Below are 20,881 nucleotides of genomic sequence, written 5' to 3' on the forward strand. Positions count from 1 at the left end.
CAATGGCTACGTGGCAACAGGGTATTAATTCTGGTGGGTTTCTTGCTGGCATCGGTGCGCAAAATGAGAATGCGCCAAAGGCAAGCGACATTAACGCAACGCTTGGTCTGATCCGCGAAAACAATGAACTGGCTCGATCAGGTGCAAATAACGTTGGTCTGACCGCGTTACGTGGTCTGGCTGGAGTTGCTGATATTTATAAGCAGGAACAGCAACAGAAAGCGATTAGTGCGTTCAATAAGGTTCACGCTGATGCATGGGCTTCTGGTGATCCATCGGGACTATTTAAGTTTGCCCAGGAAAATCCAGCGTTTGTTGCACAGGCACAACAGGCGTTTTCCGGTCTTAATGAGCAGCAACGCAACGATATGGGCGATTTAGCCATGAGGGCTAACGTCGCTCTTTCTCAGGGACCGGAAGCCTACAGTAAATTCATTACTGACAACAAGGACAGGTTAAATCGCGTTGGTGCTAATGCTGACTGGATGATTCAGACAGGTATCCAGAATCCAGAGCAGCTATCACACATGCTGACTACTATGACGCTAGGGGCTGTTGGTCCGGATAAAATGCTGGATTATCAGGATAAGATGGTTGGTCGCCAACTTGAGAAAGGGCGATTGGATGAAAGCATCCGTCAGGCTGACATGGAGAACGCGAGAGGATGGGCAAATATCCAAAACGCTCAACTAGACAGGGCTCAGCGGGCACAAATGCATAATGATAACGTAGCCCTGAAGTTGCAGGAATTAGGGATGAAACAACAGGAAAGCGGAAAGATTGACCCAAAACTTGTTCGAGATCTGAATAGTGATATTAATGGGTTCTCAAAGAATTATTCTGCAATGCGCAGTGCTTCTGACAACCTACAAGCCCTTGGGAAGCGCAACACTCCAGCCGCGCAGTTGGGAATGATTTTCAACTATATGAAATCGCTGGATCCGCAATCTGTGGTACGCGAAGGTGAGCAAGTGCAGGTAAAACGCACTGATGGAATATTCGGCACACTTGGTAACTATGTTAGCCAATTATCTAACGGCAAGATGCTGAATAATGAGCAAGTCCAGGACTTAATCAATACCTCAAAACTGATGGCAAATACTGAAGGCGAAAAGTTTAACCAGCAAATGGATGATTATCTTTCAACTTATGGAGATTCTCTCCCCAGCGGACTAACTAAGCAATTGCAATCCAGAAAAGCCAAGCTGTATGAAGATATTCAGCAGCCTGCGCAACAACAGACACAACAAGCAACATCTGGCGGTCAAACATTTCGAGAAGGTATGACCGCGAAAAATCCTAAAACTGGTCAGAAAATTATTTACAGGAACGGACAATGGCAACCAATGTAGGTTTACCAGAGGGGTTTGTTCTGGATGAACAGCCTGATAACTCACAACTTCCTGATGGCTTTGTGCTTGATTCCCAACCAGAACAGCAGCAATCTCCTTTGGTTTCACCAGAGGAAAATTCCAGACAGGAAAATGTTGTTAATAATGCTAACGGTTTCGACCGTTTTATGTATGGCGTTCTCAGTGGATTGATGGATGTTGGTAAAGGTGTTGGCCTGTTTCAGGATATGACACCAGAAGAGCAAGCCGCAATTCAGTCTCTACAGCAGAAGTTAGCGGCAAAACCATCAACCGCACAAGATGTTGGTGAGTTCGTTGGACAAGCAGCACCATTTGTTAGTGGTGGTGGGATTATTTCTCAGGTTCCGAAAGGGGCGGCAAGGCTGGCTGCCGCCGCAGGGCTTGGTGCTGGAGAAGGGGCTATTGTAGCCAATGGAACAAATAGCGATGTTGCTTCCGGCGCTGCTATTGGCGCTGTGGCTGGCCCTGTAGCCGAGATTGTTGGTCCAGCGATTGGGAAGATTGCAGGAAAAATTAAAAATAGTGCCGGGGATATTTATCGTTCATCCGTAGGGATGGGTAGTAAATCATCTAAAGCAACGTTAAAGAAAGCTGCTGGCGCAATGGATAATAAATTTATTGGTGGGCAACGTGCTATTCAAGATTTCGCCGATGAAGTTAATCCTGATTTTAACGCGATAAATGCTATTCGTGAGCTAGAACTGGAAAATTATGCCACTCCAGGCATGATCTCTAATAATCCTTCTGTCAGGGCTCTTGATAATGCAGTGGCAAGTCTTCCTGGAACGGAGATTAGTGAGGCGCATAAGCGTTTTATTACTGAATTAGGAAGAAAAGCTGATGAAATGATAACTTCATTTGGGGGAAGCCTTGATAAGCAACTGGTTTCTGACAGGCTTGCAGATAATTTTGATAAAACCATTTCATCATTACAAAATCAGTCAGATAACATCTACAACAAAATTGCCGAAAAGGTTCCGGTAAGAGACCGGATTGAGGCAACTAATACGTTGAATTTTTTAGAGGATTTTGCTGATGACATAGGGGGAATTGATGAATTATCTCCAATAATGAAGCGGACATTGAACCGACTTGATCCAAACACCTTGCCAACGTATGGGCGTTTAGATCTCGCTAGAAAGCAGGTGGGGCAAGCTATTGGCAAAGGCTCTGGTCCATTCAAGGATGAAGAAACAGGTGTTCTTAAAAAGTTATATGCAGCTATAACAGATGACCAACAGGCTGTCGCAGAAAAATATGGCGCAGGGGAGTTATGGACGCTTGGTAAGGAGTTGGTAAAAAAACGAAAATCCATTGAAGATGATGCCGTAACCGTTTTGGGTAGAAAACTTCAGCAATCAGCAATTCCAAAAGTTGAAAGTGCCGTTGTTAATATGGCAAAAGGAAACGGTGGTGACTTTAGGCAATTAATGAAGTCAATTCCAAAGGATATGCGGCAGGAAGTTGCGCTCACCTCAATGAATAAAGCATTTACCAGCTATGCTAAATCACCAGGTCAGCAATTAGGGGTTGATGGATTTGTAAAATGGTATAACGGAATGTCACGCAATGGGGCCAATATGAAGGCTCTCCGTGATGCTATTGGCACAGATGCATCAAAGCGCCTTGATACGATTTATCAAGCAGCCAAGGCTATGAATAGACTCAATACTGGTAAGCAGTATGCTAGCAGCCTTGTGGATCAGCAAGTTAATAACTTTCTGAAGGAAAAGGGTAGTCTAGCAAAAATTTATGGAATAGCCTCAAAAGCTGCGGCGGCGGAAGGTGTTACAAGCTTATCTGGTCTTCCTGGTGTAGGTGCAACAGGGGTGATAACGTCCGCATTGATGTCAGGGAAAACAAGCAGGATAAAGGCTGCTGATGCTCTACTGTCTTCTCCTGAGTTTAAATCAATGCTATTTCGCCTGCAAAACGCACCAGTAGACAGAGCAGAAGTGAGACGCGTAATAGAAAGGAAACTGATGCAATCTGGGGCATTTAAGAGATGGGAGAAAACCTTATCAACAGATGAAGCAAAAACCATTGCCCGCACGGGGATTATTACATGGCTCGCTAGTGACAGTTAGTCAACTTTGGTTATTTTGCCTTCTTTTTCTTGATGAACTTTGCATCCATCATCTTTTGATAGCCAAACTAAAAACTTTAAAACCTTAAACACAAGTACGGCTACTGCAATGAAAGCACCAATCGCAATTATTGCTAGTGAAATTATTTGCATTGGTGCTTTTAATGCTGGGAAAACAGTGTAAATGAGCAAAAAAACAGCAATTATGATGAGCCATTGCTTCATGTTGTCCTCCCAGGCTTTATTGGTAAGATCACTGCTTTATTTTGGTATCATGGGTTTCACTAGCGGCTTCCTTCGCAGTCGGCTCAGAAACCTTGAAGTAAGATTGAATCTGCGGAAGCGTTATGATTACCGCAAGCATAGCGAGAACCGCACCAACGAGCCATTGGGTCGCGGTCATGGATGTTTTAATGCCATCAATTTGACCTTTGAGCCCTGCAACTTCGCCATTGCTAGCGAATATCTGTCCCTTAATTTCATTAAGTGACTGATTCATAGCTGTAAATTGCTTAGATTGGAATTCTCTGAAAGCTGAAATTTCAGCGCGCATGTTAGCAGATATTAACTCAATTTCTGCTTTGTTTTGACCAAGCTTCGCGTCAATCTCTTCTCTTGATGGGCTGCCCATAGCATGCTCCTCAGTGTATTGTTTTCCAAGATAAGCGATATTATTGTTTTTGGTTATATCATTCTTGGTAACTGGAGGCGAAGCATTGGACTTTTCTCCGAAGCCACCTGTCGACCCCATACGACCAAGTGTTCTCTTTTTCTCCGCTGCATGATCAGCATTTACGGCAGGAAAAGTAATCATGGCTCTGTCAGCTTAATTTTTTTGATTCTTCGTGTTGAGAAACTATATACTTAGCCAGTTCAAGAAGTTGATTTTCACTCATGCGAATGTTGGCAATTTGGTATCTAACTGGCTGAATCTCCTCATTATTAACCCAGTCTGAAACATGCTTAAAAAATGCTATTGAACCAAATCTTGCTCCGACATCCCCAAAAGACGAGTAAGCAAATCCATCAGCATACTCATTTACAGCATCACTTGAGTCCTTGAAGATGGTTTCTCTGAAGTTCACTTTGGTATCTGTCATATTTATTTATCCTTACCATACATGGTCTTTAGCGTCTCAACATCGTGTTCAAGATCTATCAATCGTGATGCTATAGTTGCAAGGTCTAGTGCTTGAATGTGTTTATTTTTTTCGGTCCACGCTTCAAGTGCCGCGACCATCTCAGCATTTAATGAACGAGAATTAGCCTCAGCCAGTTCAATAAGACGTTCCTTTATCTCTACAGGAAGCCTCAGATTCACTTGAGGGTTTTTGTACTTACGATCAGACATCGGCGCATCCTGAATAATTTTTTACCACAGGATATGTAGGTATCTATTGACTATCAATGCGTACCTAAATACTATGTATGCGTACCACATACAACGGAGGATACAATGAAGGTTAAAACACTGCGTATGCCAGAGAAGCTAGAAAAAATTCTTGAAGAAAAAGCAAAGGAAGAGTGTCGCTCATTCAGTGCAGAAGTAATTAAACGGGTGCTGGACAGCCTGAAGAGGGAGGGGGTAACAGTGTGATTTGCTTGGATGCAGTAGTCAAAGAGATTGTGCTTACCATTTTGAGACCAAATTTTGTTCATGGCGAATCATTTGGCACGAACGAAAAATTGAGAAGAGAAAGAGTATTCAGTGGCAAGCGCACGTTTTCAGAAGTGATGCTTGATGCGGCAAAGAAATCAAAACAGTGAAGCCCCAACTGCTGGAACAGTCAGGGCTTCGGTATCAACAAATCGGATTAGGAAATATTGACATGAAAAGTATAGCAAAGGCACAAAACGATTTCACCATCTTCAAATTTGGCGACAGTGAAATTCGCGTCATTAACAAGTGCGGCGAGCCGTGGTTTGTAGCTAAAGATGTTTGTGATGCTTTAGCTTTGACTAACTCACGCAAGGCGCTTACTGCACTTGATGACGATGAAAAGGGAGTAACTTTAAGTTACACCCTTGGTGGTAAGCAGAATCTAAGCATTGTGAGCGAATCAGGTATGTATACATTGGTTCTGCGCTGCCGCGATGCAGTCAATAAAGGTTCGGTCCCGCACAAATTCCGCAAGTGGGTAACAGCAGAAGTTCTGCCTTCAATTCGCAAACATGGCGAGTATGTAAAAGGAAAGAAAACCACTGTTGAGGAAAGAACACCGCTACGCGATGCAGTAAACATGCTGGTAGGAAAGAAAGGACTTCGCTATGACGATGCATACAATATGGTTCATCAGCGTTTTGGTATTGACAGCATTGATGAACTTTCAATTGAACAAATCCCGCAAGCCGTAGAGTACATCCACAGGGTAGTGCTTGAAGGCGAATTCATCGGCAAACAAGAGAAGAAAACCAACGAGCTTTCTGCAAAAGAAGCAAACAGCCTTGTATGGTTATGGGATTATGCCAATCCGCTCACAGGCATTATTCCGCGAACTGTATCCGGCGCTAAAACAAATTCAATCGAACTATTCCGGCAGATGCTACGACTACGGTCATGAGTTCTCGTATGTTATCGGAATGGCGAGAGACGTTTTAATAAACCACACACGAGATGTTGATATTAATGAGCCAGACGGACCAACGAATCTTTCCGCATGGATGAGACTTAAGAATAAAGAATTACCTCCTTCAGTACATAACTACTGACAGATAACCAACGCAACGACCCAGCTTCGGCTGGGTTTTTTTATGCCCAAAATTCACCGTAGCCACGCTGCGGCGATTCCTTGTATCTGGAGCAAATTAAATGACAGATATCACTGCCAACGTAGTTGTTTCTAACCCTCGCCCAATCTTTACTGAATCCCGTTCGTTTAAAGCTGTTGCGAATGGGAAAATTTACATTGGTCAGATTGATACAGATCCGGTTAATCCTGCCAATCAGATACCCGTATACATTGAAAATGAGGATGGCTCTCACGTCCAGATTACTCAGCCGCTAATTATCAACGCAGCCGGTAAAATCGTATACAACGGCCAACTGGTGAAAGTTGTCACCGTTAAGGGTCATAGCATGGCTATCTATGATGCCTATGGTTGTCAGGTTGACTATATTGCTAACGTATTGAAGTATGACCCAGATCAGCTTGAATACAGGCTGAGCCAACCAGACGGTTATCTTTTGGTTGGTGGACTGGCCGAGCATTATAACCTTCCGGCTAAATTTGTCGTCGTCGACAACGAGCCATATAACGGTGATTTGAAAGCAGCACTTTCTGAGGCTGAAGCCGGTACTGTGTTTTGGCTTGGTAAAAAAACATACAACATTACCGGCCTGTACGGAACTGGCAGGAACACAGTTGAAAATATCTCTATTGTTGGCACTGGGATGCCTCAGTTATCTGATGATAAAACCAGATTTATCGATGGAACTGGGACAGTTATTCAAGGGGCGGTAAAGAATCAAGCGAGAGGGTTTAAAACCTTCAACCTTGGGATCGATGTTGGTGCTTATGTGTCTCAGAATGTGTATACAACGGAAACTTACGAGGACGCTCTTGTGCACTATGGTGTTGGTTCCAACGCCAATATAGAAATTGACAATGTCAAGACGCTGAGTTCAGTTAACGTTGCCAGTAAGCCAGGAACGCACAGCATTCTTCTTGAGCAATTATCCGGTGTAACCTTGGGTTACGTTGAGTGCATTGGTGGTTTTCATGGTCTAACGATTAAGTGTCAAAATTTGCAGGGCGGCATTGCTCATTGCTACGGCCAATATGGTGATGCATTTATCTTCAAATCAGATTCTGGTGGCGCATGCGCCAGTAACTATATGGAAAGAATTGCAGTTGGTCTTTATGACAACGCTGGCTGGCCTGACGTCACCATGGGTGGTATTTACGACGCCCACGATGATGTAACAATCGACAGAATTGGCATTGGTGAGTTAATTGTGCAGAACGCGTCATGGGGATTTATACCATCTGATGCCAATACCGGTTTCATAACAAACGTCAGCATTGGTAGATACTCTGCATTCAATGTCTATGGGAACTATTATTCATTAACCATTGATAATAAATGTGTTGGTTGGACTATTGGTGAGCACAGAATTAGCAATGCATCTGGCGGCATTCGTGTTCACCCGGACTCTGCAGAAATCAATATTGGAACCGGATCCGCAAAGGGGAATACTGAGAGTGGCTATGCGTTGGGAGGCAACAGTTTAAGTCACGGCGTGCTCTTTGCTAATGAGAATGGGAAGGCTGGAGTTGATTACCTCGGTGGTATTGGTTTTGATGCCTCTCTTGTCCGTGGTTATGTTAACGGAACGGTTCTTGTTTCAGGATATCCAGGCGTAAAAGACGGTAATCCTGTAAATGGGTGGGCTGATACTGGTGATTTTGACATGATGCTAACCGGCAAGACTGTGCAGATCACAGGTTCACTGACTCGCGGAACAGCTGCGGTTGCGTATAACACTATCGCTGCGTGCAGGCCTTTGAAGCGAGTGCCTGTCCCGGCATGGGGTGTTAGCGCGACAAGCTCTATGATCCCAGTTGAGTGTTATATTGAAACTAACGGTCAATTAAACGTAGCTGGGTTCGCCTCGATACCAACTGGCGGAACTGTATATTTCTCTGGACAATATTTAACAAAGTAAAGTTAGACATAATTGAGGCACACAAAGCTTTGTATCGGATTGCAAGGCTTTGTGTTGCTTCCCTACGACACCTTCTCATCAAGCCAGTCCGCCCAAAATTGCATCATTTCTCTGCGGGTAGCCAGATATGCAGCATGGTTGTAAACTGAGCGCGTCCCGCCGCTTACGTGTGCCAGCTGCATCTCTATTGCGTCGCTGTTCCAGTGCTTCTCGTTGAGTACCGTGCTGAATTGATGTCTGAAACCGTGTCCGCATGTCTGCCCTTCATATCCTATGCCGCGGATTACACCAAGGACGGCATTTTCGCTGATTGGCTTCTTCCTGTCATTCCTTCCCGGGAAGCAAAGTTCGTACTGTCCGGTGATTTGTTGCAGGAATTTGAAAAGCGCTGTAACTTGCTCTGACATTGGAACGACATGCAGTTTTCTTCCTTTCATGACTTCAGGGTCAACGGTGATCAGCCTGTTTTCAAAGTCAATTCCTGACCATACCAACGAACGTAACTCCACTGTTCGCATTGCTGTATAGTGAAGAACTTGAGCAGCAATCTTACCTATAACCCAGCCTCCATACCCATTCAGCGCCCTCTGGAATTCGTGAATGCGATGCATAGGTAGGAAAGGGTAGTTGTTTTTTCTGTAACCCTTCATTGCCCCAACAAGGTCTGGAGCCGGATTATATTTAGCTCTTCCGGTTACTATTGCGTAGCTGAAAACCTCGCCACACCTGCGACGAGCCTTATCAGCACGTTCCATCGCCCCTCTGTCCTCAAATAGCCTGATCACCTTCAGTAGCATCATCGGCTCCACCTCTTCCATTCTCAGATGTCCGATGAGTGGCAATATATCGCCAGTGAACATGTTCATCATTTCGTCAGCATATCCTTTCGACCATACCTTCGATTTATGAGCATGCCACTCCCTGAAGATATCACCGAACGAATCAGCTACTTCTTCCTTTTCCTTCTTCTTTATAGCCTGTTTCTGTTCTGATGGGTCCACGCCAGCAAGCAGCTTCATTTTCGCGTCAGATTGTTTTGCCCTGGCTTCGGTAAGAGAGATTTGCGGGTACGGTCCGATGACCAGTGTCTTTTCCTTGCCGTCGAAACGGTAACGCATTCGCCACACCTTTTTTCCTGATGGAGGTACGAACAGGAACAGGCCTCCAGAATCAGCAAGGCGATATGATTTTTCTGCAGGTTTTGCTGCGTCAATTTGCTTTACTGTGAGCATGTGGGCATAAATCCGTGGTCATTTTAACATGTGCCCACAATATGCCCGCATTAATGTGCGGCAGTCAACGATCCGCTACGAACGTCTAAGAACTTATTTTTGGTATAAGTAGTGATTATAAAGGGGATTCTAGAACTGTAACGAACGAGGAAGAACTGAAAAGTGGTGTCCCCTGCAGGAATCGAACCTGCAACTAGCCCTTAGGAGGGGCTCGTTATATCCATTTAACTAAGGGGACAACGCGGCGCCAGTATAGCGTTTTTTATTCGCCGGAGTAAGTGTAGCGCCGCCTGACTGGTTAAACCGTCGCCACTCAGCGCTGTTTTTCCGCTTTTTTTCGCTCCCGTTCCAGGCGCTCGCCGCGTAGCCTCGCTTCTTCCTTACGCTTATTGCTCATATCGTTGCGGATCTGCGCGTGGCTCATCAATGCGAAAATAAAGGTGCCGCCGCAGATATTTCCGGCAAGTGTGGGAAGGGCGAAGGGCCAGAGAAAGTCGCTCCAGGGCAGCGTGCCGTTGAAAACCAAATACAAAATTTCAACGGAACCGACGACAATATGGGTGGTATCGCCCAGCGCGATAAGCCAGGTCATCAAAATAATGACCACAATTTTTGCCCCGCCTGCAGCAGGAAACATCCATACCATTGTGGCGATGATCCAGCCAGAGATAATCGCGTTGGCAAACATCTCCGTTGGGCTATTTTTCATGACCTCCATACCAATTTTGACAAAGGCGTCGCGGGTCTCTTCATCAAATATAGGCATATATTCAAATGCCCACGCCGCAACCCCGGTGCCAATAAGGTTGCCCAATAAGACTACGCCCCATAAGCGCATCAGCAGGCCAACGTTACTCAGAGTGGGATTTTGCATTACCGGCAATACGGCGGTAACGGTATTTTCAGTAAATAATTGCTGGCGGGCCATGATGACAATGATAAAACCAAAGGTATAGCCGAGATTTTCCAGTAAAAAGCCGCCGGGAACGCCTTCAAGCTGCACGTGGAAAATCCCTTTCGCCAGGAGTGATGCCCCCATAGAAAGTCCTGCGGCAATGGCTGACCAGAGCAAAGCCATCGCATCGCGTTCCATCTCTTTTTCACCATCCTGGCGAATATGTTCATGAATCGCCATGGCGCGGGAAGGAAGACGATCTTCATCCACTTCAATCTCTTTACCGCTTTGTTTTTCTTCGCTTTCAACTTCCAGATCACTGCTTTGCCGGTTAATTTTATCGTCGTTAAGGCTATCCATGATGATCTCTGCTGATTAACACATATTAATAAAGCGTAGCGGTTTTTCATTTACCCAGGCCGGGGCATTCTCCGAAAAAATAAAAATGATCACGCTCGTTTTTATCTGTTTCGTTAGAATAGGGCCGTCACGTTGTTGCGTTACCAGGCTATGCTCAGAGCAATGAGATCGCGCATATAGACATCGTTTGACGTGCTGTTAAAATCGCTCACACCTAAACAGGCGGATACGGTAGCGTTCCGTCATGGATGGCAATCAGCGATAGCCATAATTCACAGGGAGACATCTATGAAGCTTCGCCTGTCGGCGCTGGCGCTGGGAACCACACTGCTGGTCGGGTGTGCGAGTTCCGGTACAGAACAGCAGGGGCGTTCAGACCCATTTGAAGGGTTTAACCGCACCATGTACAACTTCAACTTTAATGTGCTGGACCCGTATGTTGTTCGGCCGGTCGCGGTCGCCTGGCGTGATTATGTTCCACAGCCTGCGCGTAACGGTTTAAGTAATTTCACCGGCAACCTCGAAGAACCGGCGATCATGGTGAACTATTTCCTGCAGGGCGATCCTTATCAGGGTATGGTGCATTTCACCCGTTTCTTCCTGAACACCTTATTAGGGATGGGCGGCTTTATTGACGTCGCGGGAATGGCGAATCCTAAGCTGCAGCGCGTTGAACCGCATCGCTTTGGCAGTACGCTGGGCCATTATGGCGTGGGGTATGGGCCTTATATGCAACTTCCGTTCTACGGCAGCTTCACGCTGCGTGAAGATGGCGGGGATATGGCGGATACCTTGTATCCGGTGCTCTCGTGGTTGACCTGGCCAATGTCCATAGGAAAATGGACTATCGAAGGGATAGAAACCCGCGCGCAGTTGCTGGACTCCGATGGTTTGCTGCGCCAGTCTTCCGATCCTTATATTATGGTGCGCGAGGCGTACTTCCAGCGTCATGACTTTATCGCCAATGGCGGAAAACTCAAGCCGCAGGAAAACCCGAACGCGCAGGCGATTCAGGACGAACTCAAAGAGATCGACTCGGAATAAACGGCAGTAAATAAAAAGGTGAGCGCAATGCTCACCTTTTTGATCCGTTTCAGAAAGAGATTAGAACGCGTAGTTAAAGTTAGTACCGAACAGCCAGGCTTTCCCTTCAGATTCAAACTGATAAGGGCCTTCATTAATTTTCACGCTCTGACCATGCATATAAGAGACGCCAACGTCGACAGACGCATCTTTATTAAAGGCGTAAGTCGTACCGGCGCTCAGCCAGAAACGGTCCTGGTCCGGAATAGAGATAGAACGGTTTTGCGCTGGTACCGGGCTGTCATCGAAGGCGATACCGGTACGGAACGTCCAGTTGTCATCGTAGTAATAGGTGGTGCCCAACGCAATGCGGTAAGCGTCTTTAAAGCCTTCATGCTTCTCAAAGAGCGTATCGCCAGCGGTCGATTTTGCCTTCAATTCCTGGAACTGACTCCAGCTGGTATAGGCCAGGCTATAGTGGATGGCCCACTGTGGCGCCACACGGTTATAACCGGACACTTCCCACATTTCCGGCAGATTCAGCGTCAGGTAGCCTGACTGCGTCGCGCCACCGGTTGCCGTTGGGATAGGCAGGTTAAAGCGGTTTATAGCGATGGGAAGATCGCTACTGTAGTTGCCTTTAAAGTCAATTTTGACTTCCGAGCGGTAGGTCAGCGCGTAGCGGTTATTTTTATCCAGTTCATAAAGGATACCGGCATTCCAGCCAAAGCCCCACTGATTACCGTTCAGGTGGGCAATCTTGGTGTCGCTGGGAATCTGACCCGCGACCTGCGCCAGCGCCGGATTCTGTGCCGCGACCAACTGGCCTAAATCGCCCGCAAAACGTTCGATTTTCGCACGCGCGTATACCGCATCAAAGCCGAGGCCGAAGCTCCAGGCCTCATTTAAGCGATAAGCGCCGCTTAAATTCAGGTTCATGGTTTCAAGATCGGTCGTACCGCCTACCGAGCCGCCGGCGTATGTGTCGTTAAACTCTGTCGCCAGACCATAGTTAGAGGTAATAGAAGCCCCCCAGCCAAACTGATCGTTAATCGGGGCGACAAAATGGACGTTCGGCACCCAGGCCGTTGGCGCGATGTTATCCGCATCTAACGTCCGACGAGATGGCGATGTCCCGCTAATATTAACATCAGGATCAATATAAACCGCGCCCGCTGAAAACGTCGGGCGGTCAAACATAGTAATTAACGCCGGGTTGCGGCTAACGTTACCCGCATCATCTGCGATTGCGCCTTCACCCGAATAGGCCCGGCCAAGGCCAGAGGAAGAAAATTCGTTTAACTGAAAGCCTGCAGACCAGGCCTGGGTGGAGATGATTGCCACTGCGACTGCGAGAGCAGACTTTGTAAACAGGGTTTTCTGGCTCATGACCATAACCTCATTGATTATTTTTATACAAACTATGTTACATGCTGTAACAGGAGCGCGAAGTGTAGGGTCTGCGGTACGACTTAGAAATCAGACCAGTGGCGAGAGTATAGGTCTGACCAGCTAGAATGTTGCAAGTATGTTTATAAGTTTTTTCAATTGTGATCTTAGAAACGAGATCTGGCTGGCAAAATCGGCGGGCTTAACGGTCACCCGATCGCGCGATTTTTGTTTTAGATCATTTTTAAGTGTGATTTCGGTCACTTAACGCGTTTCCCACCATTAACGACTGGAGAGGCGAATGCCGGGAGCGTAAAATATCCCCATCGTTTATCTGGCACCCTGGGTGCAAATACAGAGGAAATCTACAATGAGTAAATGCAGTGCTGATGAAACCCCGGTTTGCTGCTGTATGGACGTTGGAACCATCATGGACAACTCCGATTGCACCGCGTCATACAGCCGCGTATTCGCTACCCGCGCAGAGGCTGAAGAGACGCTGGCGGCGTTAACCGAAAAAGCGCGTAGCGTGGAGTCTGAACCTTGCCAAATTACGCCAACCTTTACCGAGGAATCCGAAGGCGTTCGTCTGGATATTGATTTTGTTTTCGCCTGCGAAGCAGAAACGCTGATCTTCCAGCTCGGCCTGCGTTAATCCGTTCATTCACGACGCCTCCGTCATCATCTGGCGGAGGCGTTTTCTTTTTTTGTCGCTTCCCTTCACTGTGCCTTAGCTCCCACTTTCTTTTCTCTCTGCTTGGCTAAATGTAAAAAATTGGTTAAGACTGTGATCAGGTCAGACCACTAATTTATTTTTTTACAGGGGAGTACTATGCGTCAGGCTTTACCGTTGGTCACCCGTCAGGGCGATCGCATTGCTATTGTCAGTGGGTTACGAACCCCCTTTGCTCGTCAGGCCACTGCATTTCATGGTATTCCCGCTGTTGATCTCGGCAAGATGGTGGTAGGCGAGCTGCTGGCGCGCAGTGAAATTCCAGCCGATGCCATTGAGCAACTGGTTTTTGGTCAGGTAGTACAAATGCCGGAAGCGCCCAACATTGCGCGCGAAATTGTGCTGGGTACGGGGATGAATGTTCATACCGATGCCTATAGCGTAAGCCGCGCCTGCGCCACCAGTTTTCAGGCGGTAGCGAATGTGGCGGAAAGCCTGATGGCCGGCACGATACGCGCGGGTATCGCTGGCGGCGCAGATTCGTCGTCGGTACTGCCAATAGGCGTGAGTAAAGCCCTGGCGCGGGTACTGGTTGATGTCAATAAAGCCCGGACGACCCGCCAACGGCTGACGCTTTTTTCTCGTCTGCGCTTACGCGACCTGCTGCCCGTTCCTCCCGCCGTTGCTGAGTATTCCACCGGTCTGCGCATGGGCGATACCGCCGAACAGATGGCGAAAACGTATGGTATTACGCGTGAACAGCAGGACGCGCTGGCGCATCGTTCACATCAGCGCGCCGCGCAGGCATGGGCGGAGGGCAAACTGGCGGAAGAAGTGATGACGACCTATGTGCCGCCGTATAAAAACCCCTTTGCAGAAGACAACAACATTCGCGGCGCCTCCACGCTGGCGGACTACGCTAAACTGCGTTCCGCTTTTGACAGAAAACATGGCTCCGTGACCGCCGCCAACAGTACACCGCTGACCGACGGCGCTGCCGCCGTTATTCTGATGACCGAATCCCGCGCTAAAGAGCTGGGGCTGCACCCGCTTGGTTATCTGCGCAGCTACGCCTTTACCGCTATTGATGTCTGGCAGGACATGCTATTGGGGCCGGCCTGGTCAACGCCGCTGGCGCTGGAGCGGGCCGGGTTGACGATGGCCGATCTGACGCTTTTCGACATGCATGAAGCGTTTGCCGCTCAGACTCTGGCGAACTTACAACTGCTGGGCAGCGAACGATTTGCCCGTGAGGTGCTTGGTCGTGCGCAGGCGATAGGGGAGGTGGATGACGCTAAATTCAACGTGCTTGGCGGCTCAATCGCCTACGGGCATCCTTTTGCCGCAACGGGCGCGCGGATGATAACCCAAACGTTGCATGAGTTACGGCGTCGGGGTGGCGGTTTTGGCCTGGTCACGGCCTGCGCGGCTGGCGGTCTTGGCGCGGCGATGGTTCTGGAGGCGGAATAATGACTACCACATCAGCTTTTATGCTTAACGTGCGTCTGGATAATGTCGCGGTTGTCGCTATTGATGTCCCTGGAGAAAAGGTGAACACCCTGAAAGCGGAGTTTGCCGCGCAGGTACGCGCCATCCTGAAGCAGATCCGGGAAAACAAAGCGTTGCAGGGCGTTGTTTTTATCTCAGCCAAAGCAGATAACTTTATTGCTGGCGCTGATATCAACATGATAGGTCACTGCCAAAACGCGCAGGAAGCGGAAACGCTGGCGCGTCAGGGGCAACAACTGATGGCGGAGATCCAGGCGTTGCCTGTTCCGGTTATCGCCGCCATTCATGGCGCCTGTCTGGGGGGCGGCCTTGAAATGGCGCTGGCCTGCCATCGGCGCATCTGTACCGATGACGTTAAAACCGTTCTTGGACTGCCGGAGGTACAGTTAGGGCTTTTACCGGGATCGGGCGGAACGCAGCGACTTCCACGGCTGGTGGGGGTCAGTACCGCGCTGGATATGATCCTGACAGGTAAACAGCTTCGCGCCAGACAGGCGCTTAAAGCCGGGCTGGTTGATGATGTGGTGCCGCAAACTATTTTACTGGAAGCGGCTGTCGAGCTGGCTAAAAAAGAACGCCTGGCGCAGCGGACATTACCGGTCCGTGAACGTATCCTGGCTGGGCCGCTGGGGCGCGCGCTGTTATTTCGCCTGGTGCGTAAAAAGACGGCGCAAAAAACGCAGGGTAATTATCCGGCGACGGAGCGGATCATTGATGTGATTGAAACCGGACTGGCGCAGGGCAGCAGTAGCGGCTATGACGCGGAAGCGCGCGCTTTCGGCGAGCTGGCGATGACGCCTCAATCGCAGGCGCTGCGCGCTATTTTCTTTGCCAGTACCGAGGTGAAAAAAGATCCCGGTAGCGATGCGCCGCCCGGCCCGCTGAACAGCGTGGGCATCTTAGGCGGCGGGTTAATGGGCGGCGGTATCGCCTGGGTTACGGCCTGTAAAGGCGGCTTGCCAGTACGAATTAAGGATATAAATACTCAGGGGATCAATCATGCTCTGAAGTACAGCTGGGATCTGCTTGAAACAAAAGTACGCCGCCGCCATATCAAAGCCAGCGAACGCGATAAACAGTTGGCGTTGATATCAGGTTCTACCGATTACCGTGGTTTCAGTCATCGTGATCTGGTCATTGAAGCGGTGTTTGAAGATCTGCCGTTAAAACAACAGATGGTGGCGGAAGTGGAGCAAAATTGCGCTGCTCACACCATTTTTGCCTCCAATACTTCTTCCCTGCCGATTGGCGATATTGCGGCGAATGCGGCCAGACCGGAACAGGTGATTGGATTGCACTTTTTTAGCCCGGTCGAAAAAATGCCGCTGGTTGAGGTCATTCCTCACGCGTCTACTTCCGCGCAGACCATCGCCACGACCGTTAAGCTGGCGAAAAAACAGGGTAAAACCCCGATAGTCGTCAGCGATAAAGCCGGGTTTTATGTTAACCGAATTCTTGCGCCGTATATCAATGAGGCGATTCGGATGCTGACTGAAGGCGAACGCGTCGAACATATTGACGCCGCCCTGGTAAAATTTGGTTTTCCGGTGGGGCCAATCCAACTTTTGGATGAGGTAGGAATCGACACGGGCACTAAAATTATTCCTGTGCTTGAGGCGGCGTATGGAGAACGTTTTAGCGCGCCTGCAAATGTTGTCGCTTCAATTTTGAATGACGATCGCAAAGGTAGAAAAAATGGTCGCGGTTTCTATCTTTATGGCGAAAAAGGGCGTAAAAGCAAAAAACAGGTTGACCCTGCTATTTATAAGCTTATTGGCGTGCAAGGGCAGAGTCGACTATCTGCGCAGCAGGTGGCAGAGCGCTGTGTCATGTTAATGCTTAACGAAGCGGCGCGCTGTTTCGACGAAAAAGTGATTCGCAGCGCGCGCGATGGCGATATCGGCGCCGTGTTTGGTATCGGTTTTCCGCCGTTTCTCGGTGGCCCGTTCCGCTATATGGATGCTCTCGGGCCGGGTGAAATGGTGGCGACATTACAGCGCCTGGCCGCACTTTACGGTCCTCGTTACGCGCCTTGTGAACAATTAGTGCGCATGGCGGAGCGCAGGGAGCATTTCTGGACGAATGGGGAAACTGACCAGGGAAATTGAGGTCAAAGAGAATATGAATCCGCACTGAATGCCTCCTTAGTGGCGAAATAATAATCAAGGATTGACTATACTTACGCCATTGAGGTAAAAAACAGCGTTTCATTCAGTGAATGGATAAGGCACAATGCCGGCCACCGCATTTTTGCCGCAGCCAATAGGGGCATGTGGTAAGCGTGTTGGTGAAACTGGTTAACAAAAGCGGTGCAATATGCAAGTTTTTATCATGCGTCACGGCGACGCAGCCCTCGATGCCGCCAGTGATTCGGTTCGTCCCTTGACCCCTTGTGGGTGTGACGAGTCTCGCCTGATGGCGAACTGGCTGAAAGGTCAAAAAGTGGATATCGAACGTGTTCTGGTGAGTCCGTTTCTTCGGGCCGAACAGACGTTAGATGTGGTCGGCGATTGTATGAATCTGCCGGCTCAGGTGGATGTCCTGCCGGAGCTAACGCCCTGTGGCGATGTCGGTCTGGTCAGCGCCTACCTCCAGGCGCTGGCCAATGAAGAGATCGGATCGGTGCTGGTGATTTCTCACTTACCTCTGGTCGGATACCTGGTATCTGAGCTTTGTCCGGGCGAAACGCCGCCGATGTTCACGACGTCCGCAATTGCCAACGTTACGCTTGATGAAAGCGGCAAGGGGACATTCAACTGGCAAATGAGTCCCTGCAATCTGAAAATGGCGAAAGCGATTTAATCTTTGCTGCCTGATGGCGCTTCGCTTATCAGGCCTACGACAGCGCTGGCTGTTCGTAGGCTGGATAAGCCGCTTGCGCCGCCATCCGGCAATTCCGCATCAGGGTAATTCGGGCGGTTGCCACTCTTCCACTTCAATCAACACCAGCAGCGCGGCGTCGCCGCCGTACTCTTTTGGCGCCTGGTGAAAGGCCATCACATGCGGATGCTGCGCCAGCCATAACGGCGTTTGCTGTTTCAGAATATGTTTACCGTGTCCATGCATGACGCAGGCGCAAAAAATATGTTCCCGACGGCAGGCGGCAATTAGCGCCCCCAGTTCCTGCTTGGCCTGAAGCTGCGTTAAGCCGTGTAAATCCAGAAACAGTTCCGGCGAATAGTCGCCGCGACGCATTTTTTTTAGCTCGAAATGGCTGACATCTTCACGGACATACTTTACCGGCCCTTCCGTATTGAGCAGCGGCTGGAACTCATCAGAAAAATAGTGGCTGGCGTCAGCCTGTTCCTGAATTAACCTTCGGGTAGGGACTTCCGTGATTTTCTTGCGCAGTGGCCGATGGACGATAGTATCCTGTTTAATCTTTCGGGTGCCGACCATCAGCTGACGGAACAGCGCCTGGTCCTCCTCGCTGAGCGATGTTTTCTTTTTCATTCGTGGGTCTCGTCTGATCTTTTGCCTTAGTTTACCCGACCCGGAGGATATCCGAACGGTCAAAACGGATTTTTCGTATTCTCCCGCCGCGTCAATGCTGATTTATCCCTGTCTTCGTGGCAAACTAGCCGCCGAATTTAATGCGAGCATGCCCTGGAGGAATACGTGGATAAAATTTTCGTCGATGAAGCAGTAAGTGAACTGCATACCATTCAGGACATGTTGCGCTGGGCGGTAAGCCGCTTTAGCGCGGCGAATATCTGGTATGGACACGGTACCGATAACCCGTGGGATGAAGCGGTGCAACTGGTGTTGCCGTCTCTTTATCTGCCGCTGGATATTCCGGAAGATATGCGGACCGCGCGGCTGACGTCCAGCGAAAAACACCGCATTGTCGAGCGAGTGATTCGTCGCATTAACGAGCGTATCCCGGTCGCCTACCTGACCAATAAAGCCTGGTTCTGCGGCCACGAATTTTATGTCGATGAGCGCGTGCTGGTGCCGCGTTCGCCCATTGGCGAGCTGATTAATAACCACTTCGCCGGCCTTATTAGCCAACAGCCGAAATATATTCTGGATATGTGTACCGGCAGCGGCTGCATCGCCATCGCCTGTGCTTATGCTTTCCCGGACTCAGAGGTTGATGCGGTCGATATTTCGCCGGATGCGCTGGCTGTCGCCGAGCATAACATTGAAGAACACGGTCTTATCCATCACGTGACGCCAATCCGTTCCGATCTGTTCCGCGATCTGCCGAAAGTTCAGTACGATCTGATTGTCACTAACCCGCCTTATGTCGATGCGGAGGATATGTCCGATCTGCCGAACGAATATCGCCACGAACCTGAGCTGGGGCTGGCGTCCGGCACTGACGGCCTCAAATTGACCCGTCGTATCCTGGGGAATGCGCCGGATTATCTGTCCGATGACGGCGTTCTGATTTGTGAAGTCGGAAACAGCATGGTACATCTGATGGAGCAGTATCCGGATGTGCCGTTCACCTGGCTGGAGTTTGACAACGGCGGCGATGGCGTTTTTATGTTGACCAAAGCGCAGTTGCTCGCGGCCCGTGAACATTTCAATATTTATAAAGATTAAAACACGCAAACGACAACAACGATAACGGAGCCGTGATGGCAGGAAACACAATTGGACAACTCTTTCGCGTAACCACTTTCGGCGAATCACACGGGCTGGCGCTTGGGTGTATCGTCGATGGCGTGCCGCCCGGCATCCCGTTGACGGAGGCCGATCTGCAGCACGATCTCGACAGACGCCGCCCCGGCACCTCGCGCTATACTACCCAGCGCCGCGAACCGGATCAGGTAAAAATTCTCTCCGGCGTGTTTGATGGCGTGACGACCGGCACCAGCATTGGCCTGCTGATTGAAAACACCGATCAGCGCTCGCAGGACTACAGCGCGATTAAAGATGTTTTTCGTCCGGGACACGCGGATTACACCTATGAGCAGAAATACGGCCTGCGCGATTACCGTGGCGGTGGACGTTCTTCCGCGCGTGAAACCGCGATGCGCGTAGCGGCAGGGGCGATTGCCAAGAAATACCTGGCGGAAAAGTTCGGCATCGAAATCCGCGGCTGCCTGACCCAGATGGGCGATATTCCGCTGGAGATTAAAGACTGGCGTCAGGTTGAGCTTAATCCGTTCTTTTGTCCCGATGCGGACAAACTTGACGCGCTGGACGAACTGATGCGCGCGCTGAAAAAAGAGGGTGACTCCATCGGCGCGAAAGTGACGGTGATGGCGAGCGGCGTGCCGGCAGGGCTTGGCGAACCGGTTTTTGACCGACTGGATGCGGACATCGCCCATGCGCTGATGAGCATCAATGCGGTGAAAGGCGTGGAGATCGGCGAAGGATTTAACGTGGTGGCGCTGCGCGGCAGCCAGAATCGCGATGAAATCACGGCGCAGGGTTTTCAGAGCAACCACGCTGGCGGCATCCTCGGTGGCATCAGTAGCGGGCAACACATTGTGGCGCATATGGCGCTGAAACCTACCTCCAGCATTACCGTGCCGGGACGTACGATCAACCGGATGGGTGAAGAAGTCGAAATGATCACCAAAGGGCGCCACGATCCGTGTGTGGGGATTCGCGCAGTGCCGATCGCAGAAGCCATGCTGGCGATCGTGCTGATGGATCACCTGCTGCGCCATCGGGCACAGAATGCGGATGTAAAGACAGAGATTCCACGCTGGTAAGAA

At 49.4% G+C, this 20,881-nt stretch carries 19 protein-coding genes, 1 tRNA gene and 1 pseudogene; 12 read left to right on the plus strand and 9 right to left on the minus strand.

From position 1 onward, the window contains the following. Positions 1-2: 2 nt before the first annotated feature. Together K8W53_RS07145 and K8W53_RS07150 are read left to right on the plus strand one after the other, a co-directional pair. On the plus strand, positions 3-1,352 hold the full coding sequence (locus K8W53_RS07145; RefSeq protein ID WP_033555246.1) for a DNA transfer protein: 1,350 nt from the start codon (positions 3-5) through the stop codon (positions 1,350-1,352). Next, positions 1,337-3,460: a hypothetical protein gene (locus tag K8W53_RS07150; RefSeq protein WP_080195632.1), complete on the plus strand. Its 2,124-nt coding sequence runs from the start codon at positions 1,337-1,339 to the stop codon at positions 3,458-3,460. Before K8W53_RS07145 ends, K8W53_RS07150 begins: the two co-directional genes overlap by 16 nt. Here the strand turns inward: K8W53_RS07150 and K8W53_RS07155 are convergent. Genes K8W53_RS07155 through K8W53_RS07170 form a run of 4 tightly spaced genes read right to left on the minus strand, consistent with a single transcriptional unit; the run spans position 3,457 to position 4,810 of the window. Then, on the minus strand, positions 3,457-3,684 hold the full coding sequence (locus tag K8W53_RS07155; protein ID WP_042019175.1) for a hypothetical protein: 228 nt from the start codon (positions 3,682-3,684) through the stop codon (positions 3,457-3,459). The genes K8W53_RS07150 and K8W53_RS07155 overlap by 4 nt on opposite strands. Positions 3,685-3,712: 28 nt before the next feature. Next, positions 3,713-4,273: a hypothetical protein gene (locus K8W53_RS07160; RefSeq protein ID WP_023150349.1), complete on the minus strand. Its 561-nt coding sequence runs from the start codon at positions 4,271-4,273 to the stop codon at positions 3,713-3,715. Positions 4,274-4,280: 7 nt separating this feature from the next. Then, complete coding sequence (locus K8W53_RS07165; RefSeq protein ID WP_000132668.1) at positions 4,281-4,559, minus strand: hypothetical protein; 279 nt, start codon at positions 4,557-4,559, stop codon at positions 4,281-4,283. A 2-nt stretch (positions 4,560-4,561) separates the two neighbouring features. Continuing rightward, on the minus strand, positions 4,562-4,810 hold the full coding sequence (locus K8W53_RS07170; RefSeq protein WP_021514397.1) for an Arc family DNA-binding protein: 249 nt from the start codon (positions 4,808-4,810) through the stop codon (positions 4,562-4,564). Positions 4,811-4,915: 105 nt separating this feature from the next. On the opposite strand from K8W53_RS07170, the gene K8W53_RS07175 reads away from it, so the two are divergent. From K8W53_RS07175 to K8W53_RS07185, 3 genes and pseudogenes are all read left to right on the plus strand, one after another. Beyond that, entirely contained in the window at positions 4,916-5,056 is a 141-nt protein-coding gene (locus K8W53_RS07175) for an Arc family DNA-binding protein (RefSeq protein ID WP_000865490.1), read from the plus strand. A gap of 232 nt (positions 5,057-5,288) precedes the next feature. Beyond that, positions 5,289-6,168: pseudogene (locus tag K8W53_RS07180) on the plus strand (P22AR C-terminal domain-containing protein). A gap of 100 nt (positions 6,169-6,268) precedes the next feature. Beyond that, complete coding sequence (locus K8W53_RS07185; protein WP_061371595.1) at positions 6,269-8,125, plus strand: phage head-binding domain-containing protein; 1,857 nt, start codon at positions 6,269-6,271, stop codon at positions 8,123-8,125. A 62-nt stretch (positions 8,126-8,187) separates the two neighbouring features. Here K8W53_RS07185 and K8W53_RS07190 read toward each other — a convergent pair whose 3' ends face one another. The 3 genes from K8W53_RS07190 to K8W53_RS07200 all read right to left on the minus strand — a co-directional run bounded on the left by K8W53_RS07190 (position 8,188) and on the right by K8W53_RS07200 (position 10,612). Next, entirely contained in the window at positions 8,188-9,357 is a 1,170-nt protein-coding gene (locus K8W53_RS07190; RefSeq protein WP_001749026.1) for a tyrosine-type recombinase/integrase, read from the minus strand. A 163-nt stretch (positions 9,358-9,520) separates the two neighbouring features. Continuing rightward, a tRNA-Arg gene (locus tag K8W53_RS07195) sits at positions 9,521-9,595 on the minus strand. A 75-nt stretch (positions 9,596-9,670) separates the two neighbouring features. Next, on the minus strand, positions 9,671-10,612 hold the full coding sequence (locus K8W53_RS07200; RefSeq protein WP_000377779.1) for a formate/nitrite transporter family protein: 942 nt from the start codon (positions 10,610-10,612) through the stop codon (positions 9,671-9,673). A gap of 288 nt (positions 10,613-10,900) precedes the next feature. Here K8W53_RS07200 and mlaA point away from each other — a divergent pair, with 288 nt between their 5' ends. After that, the gene (mlaA, locus tag K8W53_RS07205; protein WP_000776787.1) at positions 10,901-11,656 is read left to right on the plus strand and encodes a phospholipid-binding lipoprotein MlaA; all 756 of its coding nucleotides are present in this window, start codon (positions 10,901-10,903) and stop codon (positions 11,654-11,656) included. 60 nt (positions 11,657-11,716) lie between these two features. Here the strand turns inward: mlaA and fadL are convergent, their stop codons facing one another. After that, a complete protein-coding gene (gene fadL / locus K8W53_RS07210; RefSeq protein ID WP_023231219.1) occupies positions 11,717-13,024 on the minus strand; it encodes a long-chain fatty acid transporter FadL in 1,308 nt (435 codons plus the stop codon). Between the two features lie 370 nt (positions 13,025-13,394). Between fadL and K8W53_RS07215 the strand changes: the two genes are divergently transcribed. The 4 genes from K8W53_RS07215 to sixA all read left to right on the plus strand — a co-directional run bounded on the left by K8W53_RS07215 (position 13,395) and on the right by sixA (position 18,008). Next, positions 13,395-13,679, plus strand: coding sequence for a YfcZ/YiiS family protein (locus K8W53_RS07215; RefSeq protein ID WP_000030904.1), 285 nt, complete (start codon positions 13,395-13,397; stop codon positions 13,677-13,679). Between the two features lie 177 nt (positions 13,680-13,856). Continuing rightward, positions 13,857-15,167 (plus strand): acetyl-CoA C-acyltransferase FadI, encoded by a 1,311-nt coding sequence (gene fadI / locus K8W53_RS07220; RefSeq protein WP_052939460.1) that lies wholly within the window; start codon positions 13,857-13,859, stop codon positions 15,165-15,167. Next, positions 15,167-17,314, plus strand: a complete 2,148-nt coding sequence (gene fadJ / locus K8W53_RS07225) for a fatty acid oxidation complex subunit alpha FadJ (RefSeq protein ID WP_000214135.1) — start codon at positions 15,167-15,169, stop codon at positions 17,312-17,314. Before fadI ends, fadJ begins: the two co-directional genes overlap by 1 nt. Before the next feature lie 208 nt (positions 17,315-17,522). Beyond that, entirely contained in the window at positions 17,523-18,008 is a 486-nt protein-coding gene (sixA, locus tag K8W53_RS07230) for a phosphohistidine phosphatase SixA (RefSeq protein ID WP_001195800.1), read from the plus strand. Positions 18,009-18,107: 99 nt separating this feature from the next. Here the strand turns inward: sixA and smrB are convergent, their stop codons facing one another. Further along, positions 18,108-18,659 carry an endonuclease SmrB gene (gene smrB / locus K8W53_RS07235; RefSeq protein ID WP_000730794.1) on the minus strand — a complete coding sequence of 184 codons (552 nt, stop codon included), beginning with the start codon at positions 18,657-18,659 and terminating at the stop codon, positions 18,108-18,110. Between the two features lie 165 nt (positions 18,660-18,824). On the opposite strand from smrB, the gene prmB reads away from it, so the two are divergent. Both prmB and aroC read left to right on the plus strand, forming a co-directional pair. Then, positions 18,825-19,757, plus strand: coding sequence for a 50S ribosomal protein L3 N(5)-glutamine methyltransferase (prmB, locus tag K8W53_RS07240; RefSeq protein WP_001542449.1), 933 nt, complete (start codon positions 18,825-18,827; stop codon positions 19,755-19,757). A 35-nt stretch (positions 19,758-19,792) separates the two neighbouring features. Continuing rightward, positions 19,793-20,878 (plus strand): chorismate synthase, encoded by a 1,086-nt coding sequence (aroC, locus tag K8W53_RS07245; protein ID WP_000918457.1) that lies wholly within the window; start codon positions 19,793-19,795, stop codon positions 20,876-20,878. Positions 20,879-20,881 lie beyond the last annotated feature (3 nt).

The organism is Salmonella sp. A29-2 (assembly GCF_020150755.1).
GTDB lineage: Bacteria > Pseudomonadota > Gammaproteobacteria > Enterobacterales > Enterobacteriaceae > Salmonella > Salmonella enterica.

What these genes read in the sequence shown, in the direction of transcription:
- fadI (WP_052939460.1), top strand. Translation starts at nt 13,857, where the DNA reads ATGCGTCAGGCTTTACCGTTGGTCACCCGTCAGGGCGATCGCATTGCT.
- aroC (WP_000918457.1), top strand. Translation starts at nt 19,793, where the DNA reads ATGGCAGGAAACACAATTGGACAACTCTTTCGCGTAACCACTTTCGGC.
- K8W53_RS07160 (WP_023150349.1), bottom strand. Translation starts at nt 4,273, where the DNA reads ATGATTACTTTTCCTGCCGTAAATGCTGATCATGCAGCGGAGAAAAAG.
- K8W53_RS07170 (WP_021514397.1), bottom strand. Translation starts at nt 4,810, where the DNA reads ATGTCTGATCGTAAGTACAAAAACCCTCAAGTGAATCTGAGGCTTCCT.
- fadL (WP_023231219.1), bottom strand. Translation starts at nt 13,024, where the DNA reads ATGAGCCAGAAAACCCTGTTTACAAAGTCTGCTCTCGCAGTCGCAGTG.
- K8W53_RS07175 (WP_000865490.1), top strand. Translation starts at nt 4,916, where the DNA reads ATGAAGGTTAAAACACTGCGTATGCCAGAGAAGCTAGAAAAAATTCTT.
- mlaA (WP_000776787.1), top strand. Translation starts at nt 10,901, where the DNA reads ATGAAGCTTCGCCTGTCGGCGCTGGCGCTGGGAACCACACTGCTGGTC.
- fadJ (WP_000214135.1), top strand. Translation starts at nt 15,167, where the DNA reads ATGACTACCACATCAGCTTTTATGCTTAACGTGCGTCTGGATAATGTC.
- K8W53_RS07165 (WP_000132668.1), bottom strand. Translation starts at nt 4,559, where the DNA reads ATGACAGATACCAAAGTGAACTTCAGAGAAACCATCTTCAAGGACTCA.
- K8W53_RS07185 (WP_061371595.1), top strand. Translation starts at nt 6,269, where the DNA reads ATGACAGATATCACTGCCAACGTAGTTGTTTCTAACCCTCGCCCAATC.
- smrB (WP_000730794.1), bottom strand. Translation starts at nt 18,659, where the DNA reads ATGAAAAAGAAAACATCGCTCAGCGAGGAGGACCAGGCGCTGTTCCGT.
- sixA (WP_001195800.1), top strand. Translation starts at nt 17,523, where the DNA reads ATGCAAGTTTTTATCATGCGTCACGGCGACGCAGCCCTCGATGCCGCC.
- K8W53_RS07150 (WP_080195632.1), top strand. Translation starts at nt 1,337, where the DNA reads ATGGCAACCAATGTAGGTTTACCAGAGGGGTTTGTTCTGGATGAACAG.
- K8W53_RS07145 (WP_033555246.1), top strand. Translation starts at nt 3, where the DNA reads ATGGCTACGTGGCAACAGGGTATTAATTCTGGTGGGTTTCTTGCTGGC.
- K8W53_RS07200 (WP_000377779.1), bottom strand. Translation starts at nt 10,612, where the DNA reads ATGGATAGCCTTAACGACGATAAAATTAACCGGCAAAGCAGTGATCTG.
- K8W53_RS07190 (WP_001749026.1), bottom strand. Translation starts at nt 9,357, where the DNA reads ATGCTCACAGTAAAGCAAATTGACGCAGCAAAACCTGCAGAAAAATCA.
- K8W53_RS07155 (WP_042019175.1), bottom strand. Translation starts at nt 3,684, where the DNA reads ATGAAGCAATGGCTCATCATAATTGCTGTTTTTTTGCTCATTTACACT.
- K8W53_RS07215 (WP_000030904.1), top strand. Translation starts at nt 13,395, where the DNA reads ATGAGTAAATGCAGTGCTGATGAAACCCCGGTTTGCTGCTGTATGGAC.